Annotated in this window: 22 protein-coding genes and 1 tRNA gene; 5 read left to right on the top strand and 18 right to left on the bottom strand. The window is 68.8% G+C overall.

The features are described 5' to 3' along the window. Positions 1–143 precede the first annotated feature (143 nt). The 6 genes from EYW49_RS19740 to EYW49_RS19715 form a co-directional block, all read right to left on the bottom strand. Positions 144–1,667 (bottom strand): acetyl-CoA hydrolase/transferase family protein, encoded by a 1,524-nt coding sequence (locus EYW49_RS19740; protein ID WP_131311350.1) that lies wholly within the window; start codon positions 1,665–1,667, stop codon positions 144–146. Between the two features lie 325 nt (positions 1,668–1,992). After that, positions 1,993–2,289, bottom strand: a complete 297-nt coding sequence (locus EYW49_RS19735) for a ferredoxin family protein (protein WP_131311349.1) — start codon at positions 2,287–2,289, stop codon at positions 1,993–1,995. Positions 2,290–2,450: 161 nt separating this feature from the next. After that, on the bottom strand, positions 2,451–3,758 hold the full coding sequence (locus tag EYW49_RS19730) for an FAD-binding protein (protein ID WP_131311348.1): 1,308 nt from the start codon (positions 3,756–3,758) through the stop codon (positions 2,451–2,453). Between the two features lie 25 nt (positions 3,759–3,783). After that, the gene (locus tag EYW49_RS19725; protein WP_131311347.1) at positions 3,784–4,899 is read right to left on the bottom strand and encodes an electron transfer flavoprotein subunit alpha/FixB family protein; all 1,116 of its coding nucleotides are present in this window, start codon (positions 4,897–4,899) and stop codon (positions 3,784–3,786) included. A gap of 17 nt (positions 4,900–4,916) precedes the next feature. Then, on the bottom strand, positions 4,917–5,768 hold the full coding sequence (locus EYW49_RS19720; RefSeq protein ID WP_131311346.1) for an electron transfer flavoprotein subunit beta/FixA family protein: 852 nt from the start codon (positions 5,766–5,768) through the stop codon (positions 4,917–4,919). Between the two features lie 354 nt (positions 5,769–6,122). After that, positions 6,123–6,428, bottom strand: coding sequence for an ETC complex I subunit (locus tag EYW49_RS19715; protein ID WP_131311345.1), 306 nt, complete (start codon positions 6,426–6,428; stop codon positions 6,123–6,125). 356 nt (positions 6,429–6,784) lie between these two features. Here EYW49_RS19715 and EYW49_RS19710 point away from each other — a divergent pair, with 356 nt between their 5' ends. Beyond that, positions 6,785–7,633 (top strand): NAD(P)-dependent oxidoreductase, encoded by an 849-nt coding sequence (locus EYW49_RS19710; protein ID WP_131311344.1) that lies wholly within the window; start codon positions 6,785–6,787, stop codon positions 7,631–7,633. A 38-nt stretch (positions 7,634–7,671) separates the two neighbouring features. On the opposite strand, the gene EYW49_RS19705 is transcribed toward EYW49_RS19710, so the two are convergent. The 4 genes from EYW49_RS19705 to EYW49_RS19690 form a co-directional block, all read right to left on the bottom strand. Next, positions 7,672–7,748, bottom strand: a tRNA-Pro gene (locus tag EYW49_RS19705). A gap of 172 nt (positions 7,749–7,920) precedes the next feature. Continuing rightward, on the bottom strand, positions 7,921–8,325 hold the full coding sequence (locus EYW49_RS19700) for a DUF192 domain-containing protein (RefSeq protein ID WP_131311343.1): 405 nt from the start codon (positions 8,323–8,325) through the stop codon (positions 7,921–7,923). Positions 8,326–8,641: 316 nt separating this feature from the next. Then, positions 8,642–9,223 carry a cold-shock protein gene (locus EYW49_RS19695; RefSeq protein WP_131311342.1) on the bottom strand — a complete coding sequence of 194 codons (582 nt, stop codon included), beginning with the start codon at positions 9,221–9,223 and terminating at the stop codon, positions 8,642–8,644. A 202-nt stretch (positions 9,224–9,425) separates the two neighbouring features. Then, a complete protein-coding gene (locus EYW49_RS19690) occupies positions 9,426–10,181 on the bottom strand; it encodes an SIR2 family NAD-dependent protein deacylase (RefSeq protein WP_131311341.1) in 756 nt (251 codons plus the stop codon). Positions 10,182–10,214: 33 nt separating this feature from the next. On the opposite strand from EYW49_RS19690, the gene EYW49_RS19685 reads away from it, so the two are divergent. Continuing rightward, positions 10,215–10,673, top strand: a complete 459-nt coding sequence (locus tag EYW49_RS19685; RefSeq protein WP_131311340.1) for a VOC family protein — start codon at positions 10,215–10,217, stop codon at positions 10,671–10,673. Positions 10,674–10,780: 107 nt separating this feature from the next. Then, a complete protein-coding gene (locus EYW49_RS19680) occupies positions 10,781–11,758 on the top strand; it encodes a bifunctional helix-turn-helix transcriptional regulator/GNAT family N-acetyltransferase (RefSeq protein WP_131311339.1) in 978 nt (325 codons plus the stop codon). Positions 11,759–11,774: 16 nt separating this feature from the next. Here EYW49_RS19680 and EYW49_RS19675 read toward each other — a convergent pair whose 3' ends face one another. From EYW49_RS19675 to EYW49_RS19650, 6 genes are all read right to left on the bottom strand, one after another. Continuing rightward, positions 11,775–12,827: a PocR ligand-binding domain-containing protein gene (locus tag EYW49_RS19675; RefSeq protein WP_165498340.1), complete on the bottom strand. Its 1,053-nt coding sequence runs from the start codon at positions 12,825–12,827 to the stop codon at positions 11,775–11,777. A 220-nt stretch (positions 12,828–13,047) separates the two neighbouring features. After that, positions 13,048–13,773 (bottom strand): ABC transporter ATP-binding protein, encoded by a 726-nt coding sequence (locus EYW49_RS19670; RefSeq protein WP_131311337.1) that lies wholly within the window; start codon positions 13,771–13,773, stop codon positions 13,048–13,050. Next, entirely contained in the window at positions 13,773–15,059 is a 1,287-nt protein-coding gene (locus tag EYW49_RS19665; RefSeq protein WP_228259693.1) for a lipoprotein-releasing ABC transporter permease subunit, read from the bottom strand. The genes EYW49_RS19670 and EYW49_RS19665 overlap by 1 nt, the downstream gene beginning before the upstream one ends. A 32-nt stretch (positions 15,060–15,091) precedes the next feature. Further along, positions 15,092–16,414, bottom strand: a complete 1,323-nt coding sequence (gene proS, locus EYW49_RS19660) for a proline--tRNA ligase (RefSeq protein ID WP_131311336.1) — start codon at positions 16,412–16,414, stop codon at positions 15,092–15,094. A gap of 708 nt (positions 16,415–17,122) precedes the next feature. Further along, on the bottom strand, positions 17,123–17,545 hold the full coding sequence (gene ndk, locus EYW49_RS19655) for a nucleoside-diphosphate kinase (RefSeq protein ID WP_131311335.1): 423 nt from the start codon (positions 17,543–17,545) through the stop codon (positions 17,123–17,125). A 166-nt stretch (positions 17,546–17,711) separates the two neighbouring features. Then, complete coding sequence (locus EYW49_RS19650; RefSeq protein WP_131311334.1) at positions 17,712–18,698, bottom strand: hypothetical protein; 987 nt, start codon at positions 18,696–18,698, stop codon at positions 17,712–17,714. 191 nt (positions 18,699–18,889) lie between these two features. Between EYW49_RS19650 and EYW49_RS19645 the strand changes: the two genes are divergently transcribed. Beyond that, positions 18,890–19,498 (top strand): hypothetical protein, encoded by a 609-nt coding sequence (locus tag EYW49_RS19645; RefSeq protein ID WP_131311333.1) that lies wholly within the window; start codon positions 18,890–18,892, stop codon positions 19,496–19,498. Positions 19,499–19,505: 7 nt separating this feature from the next. Here EYW49_RS19645 and EYW49_RS19640 read toward each other — a convergent pair whose 3' ends face one another. Then, positions 19,506–20,975: an MDR family MFS transporter gene (locus EYW49_RS19640; protein WP_131311332.1), complete on the bottom strand. Its 1,470-nt coding sequence runs from the start codon at positions 20,973–20,975 to the stop codon at positions 19,506–19,508. Between the two features lie 146 nt (positions 20,976–21,121). Then, on the bottom strand, positions 21,122–22,243 hold the full coding sequence (locus EYW49_RS19635; RefSeq protein ID WP_131311331.1) for a pyridoxal phosphate-dependent aminotransferase: 1,122 nt from the start codon (positions 22,241–22,243) through the stop codon (positions 21,122–21,124). Between the two features lie 354 nt (positions 22,244–22,597). Here EYW49_RS19635 and EYW49_RS19630 point away from each other — a divergent pair. Further along, positions 22,598–24,128, top strand: a 1,531-nt coding sequence (locus tag EYW49_RS19630; RefSeq protein WP_131311330.1) for a DEAD/DEAH box helicase, incomplete at its 3' end; no start/stop codon positions are given.

The following is a 24,128-nucleotide window of genomic DNA, read 5'->3' as shown; positions in this document are numbered from 1 at the left end:
CACGGTTCGAACCCCGTTTGCAATTCCGATGCCCGAAGGGAACGGCACGTCGCGAGGCGCGGCGGCCACCGTGACCGGCGGCGCCGACCCTCGGCTCGCAGGGCCCGCGGTCGGGGGCTTTCACCCCCTCTCGAAAGTCGCGGTCAGTCCGCCTTGTGTGCGGCGGCCCACTTGGGAAGGAAGGAGAAGGCTTCGTCGAGCAGATGCGGCGTGTGCAGCCCGGTGGTCCCGTGCATCGCCCGATCGAAATACTCCTGCAGCGCCGGTTTGAACGACGGATGGGCGCACTTCTCGATCACCAGCTTGGCGCGGTTCTTGGGGCTCAGGCCCCGCAGGTCGGCCAGACCCTGCTCGGTGACGATCACCTGGACGTCGTGCTCGGTGTGGTCGACGTGATTGACCATCGGCACGATGCAGGAGATTGCCCCGTTCTTCGCCGTCGACGGCGTCATGAACATCGAAATATAGGCATTGCGCGCGAAGTCACCGGAGCCGCCGATGCCGTTCATGATCGCCGTGCCGCCGATGTGGGTCGAGTTCACGTTGCCGTAGATGTCGGCCTCGATCATGCCGTTCATGGCGATCACCCCGAGGCGGCGGATCAGCTCGGGATGGTTGGAGATCTCCTGCGGGCGCAGGATGATCCGCTCGCGATAGAAGTCGATGTTCTGCAGGAAGTCGGCGGTCGCCTCTTCCGACAGCGACACCGCGGTCGCCGAAGCCATGGTCAGCTTGCCGCACTTGATCAGGCTGAGCATCGCGTCCTGGAGGACTTCCGTGTAGGCGGTGAGGTTCTCGAAATGCGACGCCTCGAGGCCGGCCATCACCGCGTTGGCGACGTTGCCGACGCCCGACTGGAGCGGCAGCAGATTGGCCGGCAGGCGCCCGGCCTTCACCTCGTGGGCGAGGAAGTCGATGATGTGGCCGGCGATCAGCTGCGAATTGGTGTCCGGCGGCGAGAAGGCGGTGCAGCGGTCGGAGGAGTCGGTCTCGACGATCGCCACGATGCGGTCCGGATCGACCCGGAAATAGGGCTCGCCGATGCGGTCGGCGACGGCGACCATCGGGATCGGCTTGCGGTTCGGCGGCCGCTCGGTGCCGTAGTAGATGTCGTGCATGCCGTCGAGGGCCAGGCTCTGCCAGGAATTGACCTCGAGGATGATCTTGTCGGCCTGATCGAGCCAGGTCTTGTTGTTGCCGATCGACGACGACGGGATCAGGTGCCCGTCCTCGGTGATGCCGGCGACCTCGATCACCGCGACGTCGAGTTTGCCGAGGAAGCCGAACCAGACGTATTGGGCGACATGGGAGAGATGGATGTCGATGTAGTCCATCGTCCCTTCGTTGATCCGCTTGCGGCAGTTCGGATCCGACTGGTAGGGCAGCCGCATCTCGATGGCGTCGACCTTGGCGAGCGCGCCGTCGAGCTCGGGCGCCGTCGAGGCGCCGGTCCACACCGAGATCTTGAAGGGCTCGCCGCGATTGTGGATCTCTTCGATGCGCTTGGCGAGTTCGACCGGCACGAACTTCGGGTACCCGGACCCGGTGAAGCCCGACATGCCGACATGCGATCCCGACGGGATCAGCGCCGCCGCCTCCGCCGCCGACATGATCTTCGAGCGCAGTGCTTCGTTGAGGACGCGGGACTGGGGAGCATCGATCGACATGAACGGAGGACCTCTTCTTCGAGCGCCGAAAGGACGCCGTCGGGCGACGGACCGTCCGAAATCGCTGCCGACCCTCGTCTCGACGAGGCCATCCAGTCCTTCGAACGATGGTGTCTGCCTACCCCGACTGGGGCGAAAAGCGTAGTCCTACCAAATACGTAAGGAGAGGCCACGATGATCGCGGCCTCTCTTCGCGGCTGCCATAACAGGCTGAAACATCACCGCTATTCGCTTCGCCGCACCCGGACCGGAGGGGGCGCCCGCCACCGACGCGACGGGCCGGCAGACCCTCCCGCCTGCCGGCCCGTCGATTTCGCCGCCGCCCTCAGCCGAACTTGTAGAGCACGCCGTAGCCGCCGCGCGGATAGTCCCACTCGATGTCGCCGGAGGCTTCGCAGAGGATTCGGCAGGTGCCGCATTCCATGCAGCCGTCGGGGGTGATCTCGACCTGGCCGCGATCGTTCATCTCGTAGCACTTGGCCGGGCACACCGCGGTCAGGGCGACCAGCGCCGCGCTGGGGGTTTCGTGCGCCCGCACCTTGATGTGGGGCTTGCCCGCATCGACCAGGTAGCGGTTCTGGAACAGCTTGTCTTCGACGCGAGCTTCGGTTGCGACCGTCATGGTTCCGTCCTCCGATCCCGGGGCCGGGGGAGCGCCGCGCTCCACCCGAGAAATTGTCGGATTGCCGACCGGGCGGACCCGGTCGAAGTGCCTTGTTGCGAGAGTGAAGTCTCCCTTGCGAGGATCGTGCCGGACCGCGGTTGCCGGCGATCCCGACGGCCTCAGCGCCAGGCCATCGCCAGTTTCACCGCGTCGGAGATCAGGCCGAGGCGCGAGCGCTTGTCGATGAACGAGCGCAGGGTCTTCTTCTCCTTGTCGATCTTCGGCGTGCCGTCGACCCGCAGATAACTCTGCGCCGCCTGGCTCATCAGCTGCGGATAGGACAGGAAGAAATTCTTCGAATTCGTGTGAAGAAGTCCAGGCAGGTCCTTGTATTTTTTCAGATCCTTCATCAGGAAGGATTCGTCCAGGAGCTGCTTGTAGAGCTTCAGCGTGTCCTTGGTCAGGGGATCGCGGGCCGCCTTGATGCGGTGGATCGCCTCGCCGGCGAGCCGGCCCGAGGTCATGGCGAGGTTGGAGCCCTCGCGGTGGACGGCGTTGTTGAAGTGGGCGGCGTCGCCGACCACCACCCAGCCGTCGCCGTAGAGCTGCGGGATCTCCTTGAACCCGCCTTCGGGGATCAGGTGGGCCGCATATTCCTTGCACTCGGAGCCGGCCAGCAGCGGCGCGATCGAGGGATGAGCCTTGAACGCCTCGAGCATCGCATAGGGGCTCTCGCGGGTCTCGGCGAAGTCGGAGACCAGACAACCGAGCCCGACCGAGATGCTCTCCTTGTTGGTGTAGAGAAAGCCGAGCCCGGTCATGCCCTTCGAGAAGGTGCCGACCATCTCGATCACCACGCCTTCGTCGCCCTTGATGGCGAAGCGGCTCTCGATGGTCTCGGCCGGCAGGAAGTGCATCTCCTTGACCGCCAGCGCCACCGTCTCGGGCTTCGGCGAGGCGCGCAGACCGGCGCGGGGGCCGAGCAGGCCGTTGACGCCCTCCGCCAGCACCACCACGTCGGCGAACACCGCGCCGCCGCGGCGGTCGGTCTTGACCCCCAGCACCTTGCCGGCATCGTTGCGGATCAGCTCGGTGACCGTGGTCTCGCACAGCAGCGTGACCCCGACCTCGCGGCACTTGCGCGAAAACCACTTGTCGAACTGCGCCCGCACGATGGTGTAGCGGTTGGGCTTGTCCTCGTTGAAGTCGTCGGAGCGGTAGTGCATGCCGGTGTGGGAGCGGTCGTCCATCACCCAGAAGCGTTGTTCGACGAGGTGGCGCTCGAGCGGCGCATCCTCGCGGAAATCGGGGATGATCTTCTCCAGCATCGACGCGTACATGATCGCGCCCTGGACGTTCTTGGAACCCGGATATTCGCCGCGCTCCAGCTGCAGCACCTTGAGGCCGCGCGAGGCCATGGTGTAGGCCGCGGCGTTGCCCGCCATGCCGGCCCCGATCACGATGGCGTCGAACCGTTCTTCGATCATCGTCTCGTCTCCTCGTCAGACGGCGTCAGCCGGCGAGCTTGTCGCGATTGTGGGGCGAGAGGCGGCGCGAGAACGCCTCGGTGAGGGCCGGCAGGAAGCGCACGGCGTCGGTGACCAGACCGACATGGGCGAAGTCGAAGATCGGCGCGTTCTTGTCGGTGTTGATGGCGACGATCAGGTCGGCGCCCTCGACGCCGACCCGGTGCTGGATCGCACCCGAGATGCCGGCGGCGATGTAGAGCCGTGGCCGGATGGTCTTGCCGGTCTGGCCGATCTGGCGCTCCGCCGGCATCCAGCCCTTCTGGACGATCGGTCGCGAGCAGCCGTATTCGGCGCCGAGCGCCTTGGCGAGGTTCTTGACCAGTTGCATGTTCTCGACCGCGCCGAGGCCGAGGCCACCGGCCACCACGATGTCGGCATAGGCCAGATTGACCTTGTTGGTCTCGCGGTCGGCGACGAAGGCCAGGATCTTGGTGACGATGTCGTCTTCGACCATCGCCAAGGGATGGGACACGACGCGTCCGACCGGCTTCTCGACCCGCGCCGGCATCTTCATGACGCGCGGCCGGATGGTCGCCATCTGCGGCCGGAAATTGAGCGTGTAGATGGTGCACAGCAGCGAACCGCCGAAGGTCGGGCGGGTGGCGGCCAGCGACTTGTCGGCGTCGACGGCCAGTTCGGTGCAGTCGGCGGTGAGGCCGGTGAGCAGGGTCGTGGCCACCGAGCCGGCGAGATCGCGGCCGAGCGTGGTCGCACCGAGCAGCAGGATCTCCGGCTTGTAGGTATTGACCAGATCGGTCAGGCCCTTGGAGAAGGGCTCGTTGCGATAGTCGGTGAGGAGCGCGTCTTCCATCAGATAGACGAGGTCGGCGCCATAGGCGAAGCTCTCGGCCACCGCATGCTTCGTGCCCTCGCCCGGCGGTCCGAGGACCACACCGGCGAGATCGACGCCGAGCTGGTCGGCGAGCTTGCGGCCTTCGCCGAGCAGTTCGAAGGAGACGGGATGGACCACCCCGCGCTCGACTTCGACGAACACCCACACGCCCTTGTAGGCCTTGAAGTGCTCGGGCAGTTCCTTCTTCATGCCGGCGCGGCTGCCACCGGCGGCGGGAGCGGCGGGCGTCACGGGCTTGTCGGTCATGGGTCCCCTCCCGGTGATCAGAGCGTCTGGTGCAGTTCTACGAGGTCGCCCTCGATCCCGGCGATGCCGCCGAAGATCGCCGCGACCAGCGCATCGGCGGTGTCGCGGGTGGCCGGCTGGATCTCGATCATCTGGGCCTTGTCGGAGCGGGCGGCCGGCGCGAACACCCGCTTGACCACCGTCGGCGAACCGCGCAGGCCGCACTTCAGGACGTCCTCGATGCCGGCGTCCTTGGCCGACCAGGTGACGATCTCGGCGCGGGCGGCGCGCAGCGCGTCGACCATGGTGCCGCGGCGCATCTCGTTGGTGCCCTCGAGCATGGTGATCAGCACCGGCAGGCGGGTCTCCAGCACCTGGACGCCGCCTTCGGCGCGGCGCTCGACCTTGATCCGCCGGGCGGCGAGGTCGAGTTCGGCGATCTTCGAGACGTAGGTCAGCTGCAGCAGCTTCTGGCGCTTGGCGATGCCGGGACCGACCTGGGCGGTGTCGCCGTCGATGGTCTGCTTGCCGGTGAACACGATGTCCGGCGTGCCGAAGGTCTCGCCGATCTTGGCGATCGCCTGGGCCAGCGCGAACGAAGTGGCCAGCGTGTCGGAACCGGCGAAGAACCGGTCGGTGAGCAACACCGCGCGGTCGGCACCGAAGGTCAGCGCCTTGCGCAAGCTGTCCTCGGCCATCGGTGGGCCCATGGTCAGCACCGTGACCGTGCCGCCGTGCTCGTCGCGCAGCCGCAGCGCCGCCTCGAGGGCGAAGAGATCATAGGGATTGATGATCGTCGGCACGCCCTGGCGCATGATCGTGTTGGTCACCGGATGCACGCGGATCTGCGCGGAATCGGGAACCTGCTTGATGCAGACGACGATGTGCATGGGCGCTCTCCTCGACGGCGGCGGATCGATCGGCGACGACCGATCCCTCGGACCAGCCTACGCACGGCCCGTGCCAGAGCGCGAAACGGCGGTTTTTCGCCGAATTCAGGAGATGTAAGTGAAATCCCGCTGCGACGATCCGTCCGACATTCACGACCGCCGCTGTCGGATTTGCGACAGGGTCGGTGGGAGCGAGGGCGCGCGAGGTGCGGGCTCGGCGGTGGGGGCGTTCAGGGGGAACAGGGGACCGATGTCGGCTCGCGGCTCATCGCGGCCGAGCGCACGCCACGACGAAGCGCCGTCGGCCGAGATCGTCGGTCGGCGGCGGCGCAGGATGCGCGGTCGAAAGGCCGATCAGTGGGTCCAGGTGCCGACCCGGCCGAACTTGAAGTTCTCGGAGTAGGACACCGTCTTCGGCGTCTTCTCCTTGGGCTCGATCACCCGGTACTCGAGGCCCTTGCGCTCGGCATAGGCGATCGCCTCTTCGCGGGTCTCGAAGAACAGCCGCACCTGAGCCTGGGTGTCGGAGGTCGAGGTCCAGCCCATCAGCGGCTCGGTGGTCTTGGCGCTCGCCGGCTCGTAGTCGAGCATCCAACGGCGGGCCTTGGCCTGTCCGGACTGCATGGCCGTCTTGGCCGGTCGAGAGATGCGCGCCACCATCGTCGTTGCCCTCGTCTGTCGCCCGGTCCGGCCGTCGGACCCGAGCCCCGTGCCGTTCGTCGCCCACCGCTGCCGATCGGTCGCGCGGGCGAGTCGAACCCGCGACAACACCTTGATTCTCTGCGAGGTCGTCGCAGCGGTGTCGCCCGGCCGGGGCCTATGGTTTCACCCGACTGCGCGGGCGCCGTCAAGGCGGAACTTCGCTCATGCGCATGTCGTCCCGGCGGCTCCGGGCGAGCGCGCGCCGACCGGTCCCGCCGCACTCACCGACCCGTGACCGCGGCGGCCACATCCGGCGTTGACGCTTCCGTCGTCGCGGGAGACGCTGGCGGTCCAACACCAAGGGGAGGTCACGCATGCCGACGATCGCGATCATCGGAGCCGGCGCCATGGGCGCCGCGGTCGGCCGCCGGCTGGTGGCCAACGGCGCGCGGGTCCTCACCGCGGCGCAAGGGCGCAGCGCGGCGACGCTGGCGCGCATCCGCGACGCCGGAATGATCCCGGCCGATCCCGACGCTCTGGTCGAGGCCGCGTTGATCCTGTCGATCGTCCCGCCGGCCGAGGCGATCGCCGTCGCCCGAGGACTCGCCCCGGCGCTGACCGCGGCCCGGGTCAAGCCGGGTTTCGTCGACTGCAACGCCATCGCCCCGGCGACGATGGCGCAAGTGGCGGCGATCCTGGCGGAGACCGGCTGCGCGGTGATCGACGGCGCGATCATCGGCGCACCGCCGCGGCCCGACGGGCCGGGGCCGGCCTTCCACGTCGCCGGCGACCCCGACCGGCACACCGACGTGCTCGCCACCCTCGGCCTGAAGCTCCACCGCATCGACGGCCCGATCGGCGCGGCCTCGGCGCTGAAGATGGTCTATGCCGGCATCAACAAGGGGCTGACCGGCCTCGGCACGGCGATGTTCCTCGCCGCCGAACGCTCGGGCGCGGCCGAAGGCCTGCGCGCCGAGATGGCCGACAGCGCCCCGGAGGTGCTGGCGCGTCTGACCCGGGCGATCCCCGACATGTATTCCAAGGCTCACCGCTGGGTCGCCGAGATGCACGAGATCGCCGATTTTCTCGGCGAGGACGACCCGGCGGCGCCGCTCTACCGCGCGCTCGGGGCGGTGTACGCGCGCATCGCCGAGGATCGCGCCGGCGACGGCACGGCGATCGCCGATCTCGACGCGGCGCTGGGCGGCCGCCGCGAGGCCTGACGGGCGGAGGGAAGCGGACGAATCCCACGAAATCGGCTTGGTCGGGGCAGTCGGATTCGAACCGACGACCTGAAGTACCCAAAACTTCCGCGCTACCAGGCTGCGCTATGCCCCGTGCCGAGGGAGTGCCGGTTTTCTACGGGTTTCGCCGGTGGGGGGCAAGGGCGCCGCGGCGGGTTCCACCGCGAGGACCGCGGAAGCGGCGATTTCCCGCACCGGCCGCTCGGCGTATCCAAGGTGAGGCCACCGGCCCGCGCCCTGCCCTCCCCGCCGTCCGGCGGCGAGCGTCAGGGGGCCGGACGGATCCGCGCATGGACTACCCGGTCGCCCGGCGCGACGCCGAGGCGGGCGGCTGTGCCGGCCACCACCTCCAGCACGTAGCGCACCGGACCGCCCGAACCGATCGGTGCTTCCGACAGCGGCGTGGTGTCCTTGGCGATCGAGCGGATCGTGCCGTCGGCGCGGATGAACACCATGTCGAGCGGCAGATAGGTGTTCTTCATCCAGAAATAGACCGGTTCCTCGCGGCGGAAATCGAACAGCATGCCGTGGTCGGTGGCCATCTGGGTGCGGAACATCAGCCCTTGGCCGCGGGTCGCCTCGGTGTCGACCAGTTCGACCGAGAAGGCGCGCGGGCCGGCCGCGGTGTGGATCTCCAGACGGTCGCCGGCAGCCGGTGTTTCGGCGCTCATCGCAGGGATCGGGCCACCGATCGTCGCGATCAGCAGCACCGATCGCGCGACCGCGGCGAGGCGGGCGAGCCCGCCCGGCGCCCGGGCCGATCGTCGTTCGTCGAATGCGCCGCCGACCCGGATCCCGTGCCGTCCCCCGTTCCCCGTCGTCTGCGCCACCCGCCGTCTCCTGCTGATCGATGGATCGGACGCCCGGTGCGCCCCGACCCGGTGCGATCAGAGAAGCCTCGACTTCGGGCGATTTCACGGCGGCGCGCGATCGGACACCGATCCGGCACGAGGTGCGGCGGCGACGGACACACGGGATGACGGGGGATCAGTGCGAGGCGGGGAGCTGGGTGACGCCGTCGGGGCGGATCTCGGCGGCCATCAGGCCCTTGGGGCCGTCGCCGAAACGCACCCAGACCACTTGGCCGGGGCGCAGCTCGGCGAGACCGTAGCGGCGCAGGGTCTCCATGTGGACGAAGATGTCCTCGGTCCCCTCGCCCCGCGTCACGAAGCCGAAGCCCTTGATGCGGTTGAACCATTTGACCGTCGCCCGCTCCAGGCCGGAGGTCGGCACGATCTGGGTGTGGGTGCGCGACGGCGGCAGCTGGGCCGGATGGATCGCGGTGGAATCGTCCATGTGGAGGATGCGCAGGGCCTGCAGCCCGCGCGGCCGGTCGAGGACTTCGCAGACGATGCGGGCGCCCTCGTAGGCGGTCTGGAAACCGTCGCGGCGCAGGCAGGTGACGTGCAGCAGGATGTCCGGCATGCCGTTCTCGGGCACGATGAAGCCATAGCCCTTGGCGACGTCGAACCACTTGATGGTACCCACCACCTCGATGACGTCGACGGCTTCGGCATCGCCGACGGTCCGGAGCTCCGGCTGGGTCTCGGTGTCGAACTTGGCCCCCATGCGCTGCTCCCCTTCCGCCGTCCGCCCTTCCGCCGGAAGGTACGATCGATCCCGCGATCGGCCGCCGTCGGCGTCAGCTCGGCGACCGCCGTGACCGAAGAGATGCGCTCGAATCGCGCCCCCGATGCCCATCGAAGATAGCACCGGCTCGGAGGCTCGCTATCGGCATTTACGACTTCGTAAGGATTATCCCCGGTGCCGCTCACAGCGCCGAGAACACCGTGCCGATCGATCCGCGCAACACGCGGTCGGCGATACCGTCGAGGGGGGTCGCGTCCCGGTTGACGATGACCAGGCGCGATCCCTGGTATTTGGCGGCGAGCGGCAGGCTCGCCGCCGGCTGGACCTGGAGCGACGAGCCGACCGCCACGAACAGGTCGGCCTCCTCCATCGCCTGTTCGGCGCGCAGCATCTCGTGGGTCGGCATGGCCTGACCGAAGGAGATCACCGCCGCCTTGACCAGTCCGCCGCAGGCCCGGCACACCGGGCTGTGACCGGTGGTGGCGATCTCCTGCTCGAGCAGCCCGAGTTCGTGGCGCTTGCCGCAGTCGAGACAGGTGGCGTATGTGGCGTTGCCGTGGATCTCGATCAGCCGGTCGGCCGGCACCCCGGCGCGCTGGTGCAGTCCGTCGATGTTCTGGGTGATCACCGCCCCGACCTTGCCGTCGTGCACCAGCTTGGCGATCGCCCGATGGGCGATGTTGGGCTCGGCGGCGAGGAACTCCTGGCGGAAGGCGAAGCGCCGCCGCCAGTCCTCGAGCCGCGCCTCTTCCGAATGCACGAACTCTTCGAAATAGATCGGCTTGATCTTGGCCCAGATGCCGTTGGGGCTGCGGAAGTCGGGAATGCCGGATTCGGTGGAGATCCCGGCGCCGGTGAACACCACCACCCGTTCGGCTTCGCCGACCAGATCGGCGAGAACCAGGCTTCCCTCGTGGGCGTCTTCGACGATATTCATGGGTTCCTTCCCCCGCCGCTCGAGGAGCCGACGATGAGATTTCTGCACACGATGGTACGCGTCCGCAATCTCGCGGAGAGCCTCGCCTTCTACACGACCCATCTCGGTCTGGTCGAACTGCGCCGAATCGAGAGCGAGAAGGGCCGCTTCACCCTGGTCTATCTCGTCGCCCCCGACGACCGCGCCGAGGCCGAGGCCGACCTCGCCGCCGGCCGCCGCGACGCCCCGTCCCTGGAACTGACCTGGAACTGGGACGACGAAGAACTGACCGGCGCCCGCAACTTCGGCCATCTCGCCTACGAAGTCGACGACATCCACGCGACCTGCGCGCGCCTGATGGCCGCAGGCATCGTCATCGCCCGCCCGCCGCGCGACGGCAACATGGCCTTCGTGCGCTCGCCCGACGGCATCTCGATCGAGTTCCTGCAGAAGGGCGCGCCGCTCACCCCCGCCGAGCCGTGGCTGTCGATGCCCAACACCGGGACGTGGTGAGGGCAACCGGCCTCGACGGTGCGTCGGCACCCGCGCCGCGAAGCGGACATGCTTGACGTCGACAGCGATATGGTTGATTCAGTCAATCATATCGCTGGAGACCGCCGATGACCCTCGCCGATGCCACCCCTGCCCTCGCCGCGCCCCAGGCCCCGCCCGCGCCGTCGCTCGCCGATGCGGCGATCGATCGGATCCGCGCCTTCAACCGCTATTACACGCGCCGGCTCGACATCCTCGCCGAGCATTATCTCGACAGCCCCTTCACCCTGGTCGAAGCGCGGCTGGTGTGGGAGATCGCCGATCGGCGCGCCGCCACCGCGGCCGATCTCGCCCGCGACCTCGGCCTCGATCCGGGACAAGCGAGTCGCATCCTCAAGCGCTTCGAAGCCCGTGGCCTGATCCACCGCACGCCGGCCCCCGACGACGGCCGGCGCTCGGAGATCCGCCTGACCGAGGCGGGTCTCGCCGCCTTCGCGGCGATGGACGCCGAACAACGCGCCAAGGTCGGTCGCGACGTCGCGGCCCTCGACGGGGAAGCGGTCGGGCGCCTGACCGCGGCGATGGCCGACGTGCGCCGTCTCGGCGATTCCGACCGCGCGACGCTGCCGCTGATCGTCCGGCCGCATCGCGCCGGCGACGTGTCGTGGGTATGCCACCGACAGGTCGCCTTCTATGCCGAGGTCTACGGCTTCCGCGGCGACTTCGAGACGCTGGTGATGGACGTCGGCGCCGATTTTCTGCGGACCTTCGATCCGCGGCGCGACGCCTCGTTCCTGGCCGAGGTCGACGGCCGGGTGGTCGGCTCGATCTTCGTCACCCGCGCGCCCGATCCGAGCCTCGCCAAGCTGCGGCTCCTGTGGGTCGAGAGCGAGATGCGCGGCCGCGGTCTCGGCGGCCGGCTGATCGGCGAGGCGGTGCGCTTTGCCCGCGACGCCGGCTATGCGCGCATGACGCTGTGGACCCACGACGTGCTCGACGACGCCCGCCGGCTCTATGCCCGCGCCGGCTTCCGGTTGGTCGGCGGCGAACGCAACGCCGCCTTCGGCCCGGAGATCGTCTCCGAGCACTGGGATCTCGATCTCTGACCTCGCGCGCCTACACTCAGGCCGCCCGGCGACGGGCCCGGATGGGGGCCAGCAACCGGCCGATCTGGTCCGACTGGGAACTGATCTCGTCGCACTTGCGCACCAACTCGGCGATGATCTCCGCCTGCCGTTCGAAGGTGTGGGTCGCGGTGGAGACCGCTTCGACGGTCTCGCCGACGTTGCCGCGGATCTCGGCGGTGAAGTGCTCGATCTGACCGACGGTGTGGAAGGCCGAATTCGACAGCGCCCGGACCTCTTGGGCCACCACCCCGAAACCCGCGCCGAGACTGCCGGCCCGCGCCGCCTCGATCGAGGCGTTGAGGCCGAGAAGTCGGGTCTGCTGCGAGATGTCGCGGATCGACGAGGCCAGACCGTCGATCCGCCCGAGCGTCGTCTGGATCGCCGAGACGACGTCGGTCTCGAGGTGCGCCTGAATGGTGCGGCCCTGCCCGCATTCCTGCCCGAGACGTTCCGCGGCGTCGCGCACGCCCGCGGTCTGAGCGGCGATCGAGTCCGACATGACCTTGACCACGCTCTTCAGCTGCCAGGCCTCGCCGATCTTGCCGGCGACCAGGAACAGCAGTTCGGCCGCCGCCTCGATCTTCTCCGGTGAACTGTTGGGGACCTCGCGCGCGGCCGCCACCAGTGCTTCCGGGTCGATGCCGATTTCCTTGGCATAGGCGCGGACGCGGGTCTCGTCGGTCGGCCCCGGCAACACCTGTCCGCCGAGCACCGAACCGATCTGCCGATCGCCGACCATGATCGGCGCGGCGAAGTCGACCAGCCCGGCGTGGCATTGGTAGATCGCCGGGCGCCCCTCCTCCCGCGACTTGCGGCCGCCGGAGAGGTCGCATTCGTTGCAACGCCGCGCCCCTTCCGGGTTCTTGCGCATCAGGTCCATGCAGAATCGGGTGAAGTTGCTCCCGTCGGTGACGGGCTTGGCGAGATCGACGGTGAGGGTCGCCAGACCCGTCGCTCGCGAGAAGGCATTCTGGAACGCCTGCCAGAAGTCCTTCTCCATGATGTCCGAAAGCTCACTGCCGACGCCTGCGATCACCGGAGCATTCATCGCCATGTCCTCCCACGGATTGCGTTCGGGGGAAGGAAGGTCGCCGCCTCCTCGTCCCACCGCCGCGTCTTCACGAACGATCGCGAAGTATCCGCCGGACTCCGGTTAACGAAAACTGAACGGAATTCCGTACTGGAAGGTTACAAAACGAGATTCATCGAAAAGCGAAACAGATCGACCGAAAAGCACAAGCCTTGACGCGGTGAATCGCGGCCATCGCTCACGCCATCTCGACGATCTTGCCTTCGTCGAGGGTGATGCGGCGGTCCATGCGGGCCGCCAGGTCCATGTTGTGCGTGGCGATCAGCGCCGCCAGACCCGAGGCGCGGACCAGCGCCTGCAGGGCGTCGAAGACGTAGTGGGCGGTCTTCGGGTCGAGATTGCCGGTCGGCTCGTCGGCGAGGATCAGCCGCGGCACGTTGGCGACCGCCCGGGCGATCGCCACCCGCTGCTGCTCGCCGCCCGACATTTCCGACGGCCGGTGCTCGGCTCGCGCCTCGAGACGCATGTAGGACAGGAGCTGGCGCGCCCGCTGCGCCGCTTCCTTGCGGCCGAGGCCGCGGATCATCTGCGGCAGCATGACGTTCTCGAGCGCCGTGAACTCCGGCAGCAGGTGATGGAACTGGTAGACGAACCCGATCTCCATCCGCCGCAGGCGGGTGCGTTCGGCGTCGCCCAGCGAGCCGGTGGCGACCCCGCCGAGATAGACCTCGCCGCCATCCGGGCTCTCGAGCAGCCCGGCGAGATGCAGGAGCGTCGACTTGCCGGCCCCGGAGGGCGCGCAGAGCGCGACGATCTCGCCGGTGCGGATCTCCAGATCGGCGCTCTTCAGCACCTCGAGCCAACGCTCGCCCTCGGGATAGCGCCGCTCCACGCGGGTCAGGCGCAACACCGGCGGCTCGATCGCGCGCGCCGCTTCGTCGTCGTCGAGATCGACCGCAGCCATCATTCGTACCTCAGGGCTTCGACCGGATCGAGCTTGGCGGCCTTCCAGGCGGGATAGATCGTGGCGATCAGCGACAGGCCGAGGGCCAGCAGGACCACCGAAGTGGTCTCGCCGGTCTGCATGTCGGCCTTCATCCGCGACAGGAAATAGACCTCCGGCGGGTAGAGCTGGGTGCCCATGATCCAGCTCAGGCCCTGGCGCACCTCTTCGATGTTGAGGCACAGGAACAGCCCGAGCAGGAAGCCGGCGATGGTGCCGGTGGTGCCGATCGCCGCGCCGGTGATGAAGAAGATCCGCATCACCGAGCCGCGGGTGGCGCCGATGGTACGCAGCACCGCGACGTCGCGCGATTTGTCCTTCACCAGCATGGTCAGGCCGGCGACGATGTTGAGCGCCGCCACCAGCACGATCATGGTCAGGATCAGGAACATCACGTTGCGCTCGACCTCGAGCGCCGAGAAAAAGGTGACGTTGCGTTGTCGCCAGTCGGTGACGTAGACCGAGCGCTGCGCCGCCTCTTCGATCGGTTTGCGCAGGGCGCCGACCTTGTCGGGATCGGCGACGTGGATTTCCACCGCGCTCGCCCGGCCGTCGAGGTTGAAATAGTCCTGCGCCACGCCGAACGGCATGAACACGAAGCCGGCGTCGTATTCCGACATGCCGACGGTGAAGATCGCCACCACCGGGAAGGCCTTGACCCGCGGCGTGACGCCCATCGGCGTGACGTTGCCGCGCGGCGAGACGATGGTGATCGGATCGCCGAGGCCGATGCCGAGGTTCTGGGCGAGGCGCGAGCCGATCGCCACGCCCTTGCCCTGCTCGAAGTCGTCGAGCGAGCCCTGTTTGATGTTGGTCGAGACCAGGGTGATCTTGTCGAGATCGCGTCGTTCGACGCCGCGCACCAGGGCGCCGAGCGCGCCGCCGGGGCCGGAGGCCAGCGCCTGACCTTCGATGAACGGCATCGCGAACTTGACGCCCGGCACCTTGGCCAACCGGTCGGTCACATCCTTGTAGTCGGTGAAGGTCGAGGCGGTGGCCTGCACCAGGATATGGCCGTTGAGGCCGAGGATCTTGCCGACCAACTCGGTGCGGAAGCCGTTCATCACCGCCATGACCACGATCAGCGTCGCCACGCCGAGCATGATGCCGGCGAAGGAGAAGCCGGCGATGATCGAGATGAAGGTCTCGCGCCGGCGCGATCGCAGATAGCGCCAGGCGATCATCCATTCGAAGGCCGCGAAGGGGCTGGTCCCCGTCGGTTCGTTGAGTTCCGCCGCTCCGTTCATGCCGTCGCTCGCATCCTTCTCGGCCGTCTCGATCACGCCGTCGCGCCCAGGCGCGCGAGCGCCGCGGCGATCGGCAGCACTTCGCGTTCGCCGGTGGCCCGGCGCTTGAGTTCGACGTTGCCTTCGGCCAACGACTTCGGACCGACGATCAGCTGCCAGGGCAGGCCGATCAGATCCATGGTCGCGAACTTGGCACCGGCGCGGGTGTCGCTGTCGTCGTAGAGGGTCTCGATGCCGGACCGCTCGAGCGCCGCATAGAGCGAGGTGCAGGCGGCATCGACCGCCGCGTCGCCCGGCTTCATGCTGATCAGCCCGACCTGGAACGGCGCCACCGCCTCCGGCCAGATGATCCCGGCGTCGTCGTGGCTGGCTTCGATGATCGCCGCGACCAGACGCGACACGCCGACGCCGTAGGAGCCCATGTGGACCGGGCGCTCGACGCCGTCGGGGCCGGCGACCTTGGCATTCATCGGCTCGGAATATTTGGTGCCGAAATAGAAGATGTGGCCGACCTCGATGCCGCGCGCCGAGACCTGCTTGTCGGCAGGGATCGCCGCGAAGGCGGCCTCGTCGTGCTTCTCGTCGGTGGCGGCGTAGAGCGAAGTCCACTGATCCATGATCGGGGTCAGATCGCCGGAGAAGTCGGTGTCCTCGCCGGGGATCGGCAGATCGAGCAGGTCCTTGTGGCAGAACACCTGGCTCTCGCCGGTGGACGCCAGAATGATGAACTCGTGGCTCATGTCGCCGCCGATCGGGCCGGAATCGGCGCGCATCGGGATGGCCGTCAGGCCCATGCGGCGATAGGTGCGCAGGTAGGCCACGAACATCCGGCGATAGGCGTCGCGGGCCTTCTCCTGATCGGTGTCGAAGGAATAGGCGTCCTTCATCAGGAACTCGCGACCGCGCATCACGCCGAAGCGCGGACGCCGCTCGTCGCGGAACTTCCACTGGATGTGGTAGAGGTTGAGCGGCAGGTCCTTGTAGGAATGGACATACGAGCGGAAGATCTCGGTGATCATCTCCTCGTTGGTCGGACCGTAGAGCAGATCGCGCTTGTTGCGATCCTTGATGCGCAGCATCTCCTCGCCGTAGTCCTCGTAGCGGCCGCTCTCGCGCCAGAGATCCGCCGACTGCAGGGTCGGCATCAGGACCTCGATGGCACCGGCGCGATTCTGCTCCTCGCGGACGATGCGGCCGATCTTGTCGAGCACCTTGAGACCGAGCGGCAGCCAGGAATAGATGCCGGCCGCCTGCTGGCGGATCATCCCGGCCCGCAGCATCAGGCGATGCGAGACGATCTCGGCTTCCTTGGGGGTCTCTTTGAGGATCGGCAGAAAGTAACGCGACAGACGCATGGGGGGAGCCTCGACGAGGGCGCCGGGAAGGAACCGTGGGACGCGCCCACGAGGGCACGAGAATCCCGGCGAAATGAAGATCGTATCGGCCCCTTGGTGGACGAGTGGGCACCAAAAGACAAGGGTCGCCGCCGATTGTCCCCCGCCGCTCCGCTCGCGCCGCGATCCCTCACCTGCGCGGCACCATACTTGATCATACTTTGGTCGTACCGCAACCTCGGTAATCGGCGGAACACCGACGCGAAATCCGAAAAGCATTGATCGTCAGTTACTTGTATCCGCGCGCCGAACTGCCCGGATGTTGAGCGTCCTGCCCAAAAAGAGGAGGACAAACCGATTTAGTTTGGCTATGGTCCGTGCATAGAAGAGGGCTGGTGAAGACCGGAACGGCGCACCGAAGGCCCCTTACATCGCGGTCTAAGTCTCGGGAGGAATGCCCCTCGGCGCCCACAGAGGACTTCGGTCCGAAGGAGCTGCCGCGAAGCAACGGCGTCATCGGGAAGACGGTGCTTCGTCACAGGGGTAGGACGCGTAACTGCAAATTGAGAAGCAAGGCTCTCACGGAGCCTTGCTTTTTTATTTGCCGACGCTTCTCCGTCCCGCCGTTTCTGCAACCCTCGCGCACCGCCGGCGCCCGCCGAAAACGACGAGAGGCCCGACCGTCGGCAGACGGTCGAGCCCCGTGACGACAGGCCTTCGGGCGATCGTTCAGCCGACGATCTCGAGACCCGAGAAGAAGAAGGCGATCTCTTCCGCCGCGGTCTCCGGCGCGTCCGAGCCGTGCACCGAGTTCTCGCCGATCGACAGGGCGAAGTCCTTGCGGATGGTGCCCTCGGCGGCGTTGGCCGGGTTGGTGGCGCCCATCACTTCGCGGTTCTTGAGGATCGCGCCCTCGCCTTCCAGGACCTGGGCGACGATCGGGCCGGACGACATGAATTCGGTCAGTTCGCCGTAGAACGGCCGCGCCGCATGGACGGCGTAGAAGGCCTGGGCCTGGCGCAGCGACAGCCACAGGCGCTTGGAGGCGACGACCCGGAGGCCGGCGGCCTCGAACCGGGCGACGATCGCGCCGGTCAGGTTGCGCTTGGTGGCATCGGGCTTGATCATCGAGAAGGTGCGTTCGATCGCCATGACGGTCGGTCCTCTGGTCGAAGGGAAAGGCTCGCGGGCCGCCACGGCGGCCGATGGCGGGCTCTTAGCATTCCCCGCCGCGAGCGCCAAGCCGCACCGTGACGAAAGGCCGCTCACCTCGCGTCAGGGCGCACTCCGGCGACGCGGAGGACGCGGCGCGTGGCCCTCAGCGCCCGCGGAAGTCGCGGAAGCCGAGATCCGGCGCCGAGGTGTTGTGGCTCGACGGCACCGAGCGGGCGAAGGTCACGTCCGCCGCCTTGGCATCCTTGAAGTCGACCACGGCGATCGAGGTCGGCGCCGCGCCCGGGGTCGCCCGCACCACCGTCTCGGCGGTGTCGGCATTGCCCGGCGCGACATACATCGAGCGCAGACCGGCGAAGGGCAGGTTCGCGGTGTCGACCCCGTCGAAGGTGACCGCGACCGTCGAACGGCCGACGTCGACGCCCGTCACCTCGATCCACGCCGTGCCGCCGCGGGCGAATTCCAGGGTGAAGCTGGTGGTCGCCGGCTCGAATCGCACCGACTTGTAGGCGACGTAGGGCCGCGTGCTCTCCTCGACCGGGCCGATCAGGAAGGACGAGCCATAGGCCACCTCGCGGGTGCGGGCCGGCGGCAGGCCCTTGAGGCGCCAATAGCCGTCCTGTGGGTAGAACACCAGGAACTCGACCGGTCCGGCCGGGGTCTTGCGCCACAACTGCACCAGATGGAGGAACTTCTGGGTGAGCTTGCCGACCGACACCGGCACCTCGGTCGGGCGCCAGAAATCGGGATAGACCACGCCCTTCAGCACGAAGTCGTCGTTTTCCCACAGCGTGCCGGTGGGCGGCGTGTAATGCCCGCCGTCGGCACCGCTCGAGCCGCCGAAGTTGCAGCCGGAGAAGTCCGGCGCGGTGCGGTCGCGCACCAGCCCCGCGACATAATCGGGCGACCGCGCCTCGATGGTGAAGCCGCCGATGTCGGGCGAGGACAGGGTGTAATAGACGTTGTCCTCCTCGGCACAGGCGGTGCGGACCGAGCGATTGTGGACGTCGACGGTGATCGGCTCCCCCGCCGTCGCCGCGCCGCCGAACCCGACCAGGACGGCGAGCGCCAGGCCTACGAGACCGCCCCGCCGACCGCCGTTCCGTCCGTTTCGTGCCACTACCGCCGCCATGTACCGTCTCCCCTCGCCTCGGTCGCTGCCCGCGCCGATCGCACTGCCGTCGCCACGTTCGTCGGGCTTCGCGGCGAGACCATGGCCGCGTTCGCGCCTCGATGGAAGACGCGCCGAAATCCCCTTGGTTCCGCCGCAAGCCTCACGTATCTGCGGGAGAGACCGCGTTTTTCTCCCGGAGACAAGCCCCCGTGACCGCCCCCGCCGAGAATCGCCCGCCCCGCTCGCGCCTCGCCCGCGCCGCCGCCGCGGTGGCCCGCCTGCCGCTGCTGATCCTGGTGACACTCTACTTCATCATCGACGAGGTGGTGCTGGCGGCGGTGCGCCCGGTGATCGCCCGGATCGGGGCGTGGCGCCTGTTCGAGCGCCTCGCCGCGGCGATCCTGAGCCTGCCGGCCTATCCGACGCTGATCCTGTTCCTGGTGCCCTTCGCGATTCTCGAGCCGTTCAAGATCTGGGGCCTGATCCTGCTGGCCGGCGGCCACTTCGTCTCCGGCGCCATCATGCTGGCGGCGTCGCACCTGACCTCGATCGTGCTGGTCGAGCGGCTGTTCCATCTGACCCGCCCGAAGCTCCTGACCATCGCCTGGTTCGCGGCGGTCTATCTCCGGGTCGAACGGCTCTACGCCTGGTCGCTCGGCCGCCTCAAGGCGACCGCCGCTTGGGCGTTGGTGCAGTCGGCACTGGCCGCGGTGCGGGGCGCCTTGCGCACCGCCCGCAAGGCGATCGCCGCCCGGCTCAAGCCGCTCCTCGCCGAACTCGCCGCCGGCCTGCGGCGATTGGCGCCGCGCCGCGACTGACGCGCGCTCAGCGGGTCGCGGTGCCGGGCGGCCGCACCTCGTCGGAGCGGTCGCGCAACGGCCGCTCCTCGAGGAAGCACAGCAGCACGAAGGCGATCGTCTGGCCGAACGCCGCCACCGCGAACACCCGCGTGAAGGCCGCCCCGGACCGCGCCGCTGCGACCGGGTCGAAGCCGGCGTTCGGGTTGCCGAGGTCGAAGCCGCCGTCGCCGGAGGCGAGCAGCACCGCCCCGAGGATCGCCACCGCCACCACCGCGCCGAGCGAGCGCAGGAACGACAGCGTGCCGGTCGCCACCCCGAGATCGCGCCGTTCGACGGCGTTCTGCACCACCACGGTGCCGATCGGAAACAGCGTGCCGGTGCCGGCGCCGTCGGCGAACAACAGAATCTCGGCCGCCCAGAACGGCAGGCGCGAGGCGCCGACCGCCAGCGCCGCGGTCGCGGCCACCGACACCGCCAGTCCGGCCAGCACGAAGCGTCGATAATGGCGCAGCCGCCGCATCATCCGCCCGGCGATGTTGGCGCCGATCACCGTGCCGACCGACAGCGCCATCAGCCCGAGCCCGGCATCGGCCGGTCCCAGCCCATGGACCTGGGCGAACCACAGGGGCGCGAAGACCGACAGCCCGACCTGTCCGCCGGCGGCGAAGAACAGCGCGGAGGAGGCCACCGCGATCACCGGATGGGCGAGGATCGGCAGCGGAATCAGCGCTTCCTCGACCCGGGCGATGTGGTGGGCAAAGCCCGCGAACAGCACCGCCGAGAGCGCCAGCAGACCGAGGATGGTCGGCGAGCCCCACGCCTCCCGCACGCCGCCCCAGGTCAGTGCCAACATCAGGGCGATGGTCGCCACCACCACCAGGGCAGAGCCCACGAGATCGAGCCGCGCCGGCCGGGTGACGTCCGGCAGTTTCTGCATCGAATGGCGGATCATCACCACGGCGATCGCCGCCAGCGGCAGGTTGATCCAGAAGATCATCGACCAGTGGAGGTGTTCCGCGAAGACCCCGCCGAGCAGCGGCCCCGAGACCGACGCCGTCGCCCAGACCATCGAGATGTAGACCATGTAGCGGGCCCGCTCGATCGGCGGCACGACGTCGCCGATGATCGTCTGGACGAGCGCGATCAACCCGCCGCCGCCGAGCCCCTGGACGGCGCGGCCGACGATCAGCACGGCCATCGACGGGGCGAGCGCACAACCGATCGAGCCGAGGGTGAACAGCGCGATGGCCGTATAGAGCGTCGGCCGGCGGCCACGCAGGTCGGCGAGCTTGCCGTAGAGCGGCGTCACCGCGGTGGCGGTGAGGAAATAAGCCGAGACCACCCAGGAGAGATAGTCGGCATCACCGAGCTGCGCCCCGATGGTCGGCAGGGCCGGCGCCACGATGGTCTGGTCGAGCGCCGCCAGCATCAGAGTGACCAGCGCCCCGATGACGATCAGCAGGCGTTCGGCGTCGGTGAGCGACGCGACGGGCATGACGGATCCTCCACGGGGGACATTTCGAGGCGGGCGCCGCCGGCGGCACCGGACGACGGGAGAGCGGGACGCCGAGCGCGTCCCCGTCGGCGAGATAGGGCGGGCCCCGCTCCGGCCAAGGCGCGAGCGCCGCGCCGCCGGCGGTGTCAGGCCGGAACCACCGCCGCCGCCGCATCGGCCAGCGCCAGCGGCAGGGCCGCGGCGAGCAGGTGGAGATCGGCGTCGGTGCCGGCGGAGATGCGGATGCAGCGGTCCATCGGCGCCAGTCCGGGTTTGCGCACGAACAGATCGCGGGCGATCAGGCCGTCGAGCACGGCGCGGGCGAAGGCACCGTCGCGGCCGCAGTCGACCGCCACGAAATTGGTCGCCGACGGCAGCGAGGTCAGGCCGTTGGCCGCGGCGATCGCGGCGATGCGCGCCTTCGAGCGGTTCACCGCGGCGATCACCTCGGCGAGCCAGACGCCGTCGCCGAGCGCCGCGAGAGCCCCGGCCTGGGCGATCCGGCCGATGCCGAAGTGGTTGCGGATCTTGTCGAAGGCCCGGGTCACCTCGGGCGCGCCGATGCCGTAGGCGACGCGCAGGCCGGCCATGCCATGGGCCTTGGAGAAGGTGCGGAAGCGCAGCACCCGGGGGTCGTCGGGATCGATCCGCGGCAGCACTCCGGCGGGGGCGAACTCACCGTAAGCCTCATCGAGAATCAGCAGCGTCCCGGCGGGCAGCCGCGCCACCGCCGCCTCGACCGCCGCGGCCTCCCACCAGGTGGCCATCGGGTTGTCGGGATTGGCGAAATAGGCGAGCGGCGCGCCACTGCGATCGGCGGCGGCGATGAGCCCGTCGAGATCCTCGCGGTCGTCGACGTAAGGCACCCGCACGAAGGATCCACCGTGGCCGGCGACGTGATAATCGAAGGTCGGGTAGCCGCCCTGCGAGGTCACCACCGGCGTGCCCGCCTCGACGAACAGCCGCACGGTCTGGCCGAGCAGGGCGTCGATGCCCTCGCCGACCACCACATGGTCGGGGGTGACGCCATGGGCCGCGGCGATCGCCGCCTTGAGCTCGAAGACCTCCGGGTCGCCGTAGAGCCAGACGTCGTCGGCGGCGGCGCGCATCGCCGCCACCGCCTTGGGCGACGGGCCGAACACGCTCTCGTTGGCGCCGATGCGGGCGCGGAACGGCGCCCCGCGGGCCCGTTCCATGGCCTCCGCAGCGACGAAGGGAACGGTGGCGGGCAGAGCGGCGATCAGGGGCGTGAAGCGCGAGGCGGGCATGGGGGGCTTCCGAACCGAGAGGATCCGTCAACCTCTATCCGGCGATCCCGACCTCTGTCGACGATTTATCGTGGGCACGCCTTGATCGGAACACGAAGTTCCCGCATACAGGCCCTGCGACGCTGCACTGCGGGAGACTTTCCGCGTCAGAGGTCCGGAGACGCGTGACGGGTGCCACGCGGGCGGTGAACGGGATCCCTCGGATCGGTTCGGCTCGCCTCGCACCTTCTTCGGCCGCTCGATCGCACCCACCCCGACAAGCCCCATTCACGCGGGGATCGTCATACGATCCCGACGCACGCGCGCCCTCCTCGGTCGCCGCGCCCGGGGCTTTTCGCATTCGAAAGACTCCCCTTGACCAATTTCTCCGACTTCGGCCTCTCCGCTCCGATTCTCGCGGCGCTCGACGCGTCCGGCTACACCACGCCGACGCCGATTCAGGCGCAGGCGATTCCGCTGCTGATGGCCGGCCGTGACCTGCTCGGCATCGCCCAGACCGGCACCGGCAAGACCGCCGCCTTCGCGCTGCCGCTGATCGACCGGCTGACCCGGAACCCGAAGCGCACCATTCCCCACGGCTGCCGGGCCCTGGTGCTGGCCCCGACCCGCGAGCTCGCCTCGCAGATCGCCGAGAGCTTCCAGACCTACGCCGGCACCCTGAACCTCGACGTCCAGGTGGTGTTCGGCGGCGTGCCGATCGGCCGCCAGGAGCGCGCCCTGATGCGCGGTCCCGACGTGCTGGTCGCCACCCCCGGCCGTCTGCTCGATCTGATCGAGCGCCGCTCGTGCCGGCTCGACCAGGTCGAACATCTCGTCCTCGACGAGGCCGACCAGATGCTCGACCTCGGCTTCATCCATGCGCTGCGCCGCATCGCCAAATTGGTGCCCAAGGCGCGCCAGAGCCTGTTCTTCTCGGCGACCATGCCGCAGACCATCGCCGCGCTCGCCGACAGCTTCCTCGACAACCCGGCCAAGGTCGCGGTGACCCCGGTCGCCACCACCGTCGATCGGGTCGAACAGGCGGTGTTCCTGTGCGAGAGCCGGGTCAAGCAGGCCCTGCTCGAGAACCTGCTCGGCGATCCGAACTTCGACCGCGTCATCGTCTTCACCCGCACCAAGCACGGCGCCGACCGCGTCGTGAAGAATCTGGTGCGCTCGGGCTTCGACGCCGCGGCGATCCACGGCAACAAGAGCCAGCCGCAGCGCGAGAAGGCGCTCGCCGCCTTCCGTGAGGGTCATTGCCGCGTGCTGGTGGCGACCGACATCGCCGCCCGCGGCATCGACATCGACGACGTCAGCCACGTCGTCAACTTCGAGCTGCCCAACATCCCCGAGAGCTACGTCCACCGCATCGGCCGCACCGCGCGCGCCGGCAACGGCGGCTCGGCCGTGTCCTTCTGCAACGCCGAAGAACGCGCCTATCTGAAGTCGATCGAGCGGCTGATCCGTCGCACCATCGCTCAGTTGCCGGTGCCGAAGTCGGTCCATGCCCGCGCCGACGAACTCGCCAAACTCGCCAAGCTGTCGACCGACGACGAGCGTCCCGAGCGCGAGGCCCGGCATCACGCCGGCCGGCCCTCCGACGGCCGCCGCGGCGGCGAGCGTCATGCCGCCGGCGACGCCAATCGCACCCGCGCGCCGGGCCCCCGCGGCCCCCGGGGACCCCGCGAGGAGTTCCGCGCCCGTGACGACGCCCGCCCGGCGCGTGACGATGCCCGTCCGGCCCGCGACGACGCCCGGCCCCGCAGCGATGCGCGCGGCCGCGACGACGCCACCGCGGTGCCGCCCAAGGCGATGCGCGACACCCACCACGGCGAACGCGTCGCCGGGGGCGGCAAGGCCGAGACCCCGCGCGGCGGCCGCTTCGACCCGCGCGCCGAAGGCC

It is taken from the genome of Siculibacillus lacustris (genome assembly GCF_004328075.1).
GTDB lineage: Bacteria > Pseudomonadota > Alphaproteobacteria > Rhizobiales > Ancalomicrobiaceae > Siculibacillus > Siculibacillus lacustris.
Note: the sequence above shows the minus strand (reverse complement) of the source record. Positions and strands in the feature narration are given on the sequence as shown.

Bases quoted from the DNA above. Each gene is read 5' to 3' on its own strand.
- EYW49_RS19740 (WP_131311350.1), bottom strand. From the start codon at position 1,667: ATGTCGATCGATGCTCCCCAGTCCCGCGTCCTCAACGAAGCACTGCGC.
- EYW49_RS19735 (WP_131311349.1), bottom strand. From the start codon at position 2,289: ATGACGGTCGCAACCGAAGCTCGCGTCGAAGACAAGCTGTTCCAGAAC.
- EYW49_RS19730 (WP_131311348.1), bottom strand. From the start codon at position 3,758: ATGATCGAAGAACGGTTCGACGCCATCGTGATCGGGGCCGGCATGGCG.
- EYW49_RS19725 (WP_131311347.1), bottom strand. From the start codon at position 4,899: ATGACCGACAAGCCCGTGACGCCCGCCGCTCCCGCCGCCGGTGGCAGC.
- EYW49_RS19720 (WP_131311346.1), bottom strand. From the start codon at position 5,768: ATGCACATCGTCGTCTGCATCAAGCAGGTTCCCGATTCCGCGCAGATC.
- EYW49_RS19715 (WP_131311345.1), bottom strand. From the start codon at position 6,428: ATGGTGGCGCGCATCTCTCGACCGGCCAAGACGGCCATGCAGTCCGGA.
- EYW49_RS19710 (WP_131311344.1), top strand. From the start codon at position 6,785: ATGCCGACGATCGCGATCATCGGAGCCGGCGCCATGGGCGCCGCGGTC.
- EYW49_RS19700 (WP_131311343.1), bottom strand. From the start codon at position 8,325: ATGAGCGCCGAAACACCGGCTGCCGGCGACCGTCTGGAGATCCACACC.
- EYW49_RS19695 (WP_131311342.1), bottom strand. From the start codon at position 9,223: ATGGGGGCCAAGTTCGACACCGAGACCCAGCCGGAGCTCCGGACCGTC.
- EYW49_RS19690 (WP_131311341.1), bottom strand. From the start codon at position 10,181: ATGAATATCGTCGAAGACGCCCACGAGGGAAGCCTGGTTCTCGCCGAT.
- EYW49_RS19685 (WP_131311340.1), top strand. From the start codon at position 10,215: ATGAGATTTCTGCACACGATGGTACGCGTCCGCAATCTCGCGGAGAGC.
- EYW49_RS19680 (WP_131311339.1), top strand. From the start codon at position 10,781: ATGACCCTCGCCGATGCCACCCCTGCCCTCGCCGCGCCCCAGGCCCCG.
- EYW49_RS19675 (WP_165498340.1), bottom strand. From the start codon at position 12,827: ATGAATGCTCCGGTGATCGCAGGCGTCGGCAGTGAGCTTTCGGACATC.
- EYW49_RS19670 (WP_131311337.1), bottom strand. From the start codon at position 13,773: ATGGCTGCGGTCGATCTCGACGACGACGAAGCGGCGCGCGCGATCGAG.
- EYW49_RS19665 (WP_228259693.1), bottom strand. From the start codon at position 15,059: ATGAACGGAGCGGCGGAACTCAACGAACCGACGGGGACCAGCCCCTTC.
- proS (WP_131311336.1), bottom strand. From the start codon at position 16,414: ATGCGTCTGTCGCGTTACTTTCTGCCGATCCTCAAAGAGACCCCCAAG.
- ndk (WP_131311335.1), bottom strand. From the start codon at position 17,545: ATGGCGATCGAACGCACCTTCTCGATGATCAAGCCCGATGCCACCAAG.
- EYW49_RS19650 (WP_131311334.1), bottom strand. From the start codon at position 18,698: ATGGCGGCGGTAGTGGCACGAAACGGACGGAACGGCGGTCGGCGGGGC.
- EYW49_RS19640 (WP_131311332.1), bottom strand. From the start codon at position 20,975: ATGCCCGTCGCGTCGCTCACCGACGCCGAACGCCTGCTGATCGTCATC.
- EYW49_RS19635 (WP_131311331.1), bottom strand. From the start codon at position 22,243: ATGCCCGCCTCGCGCTTCACGCCCCTGATCGCCGCTCTGCCCGCCACC.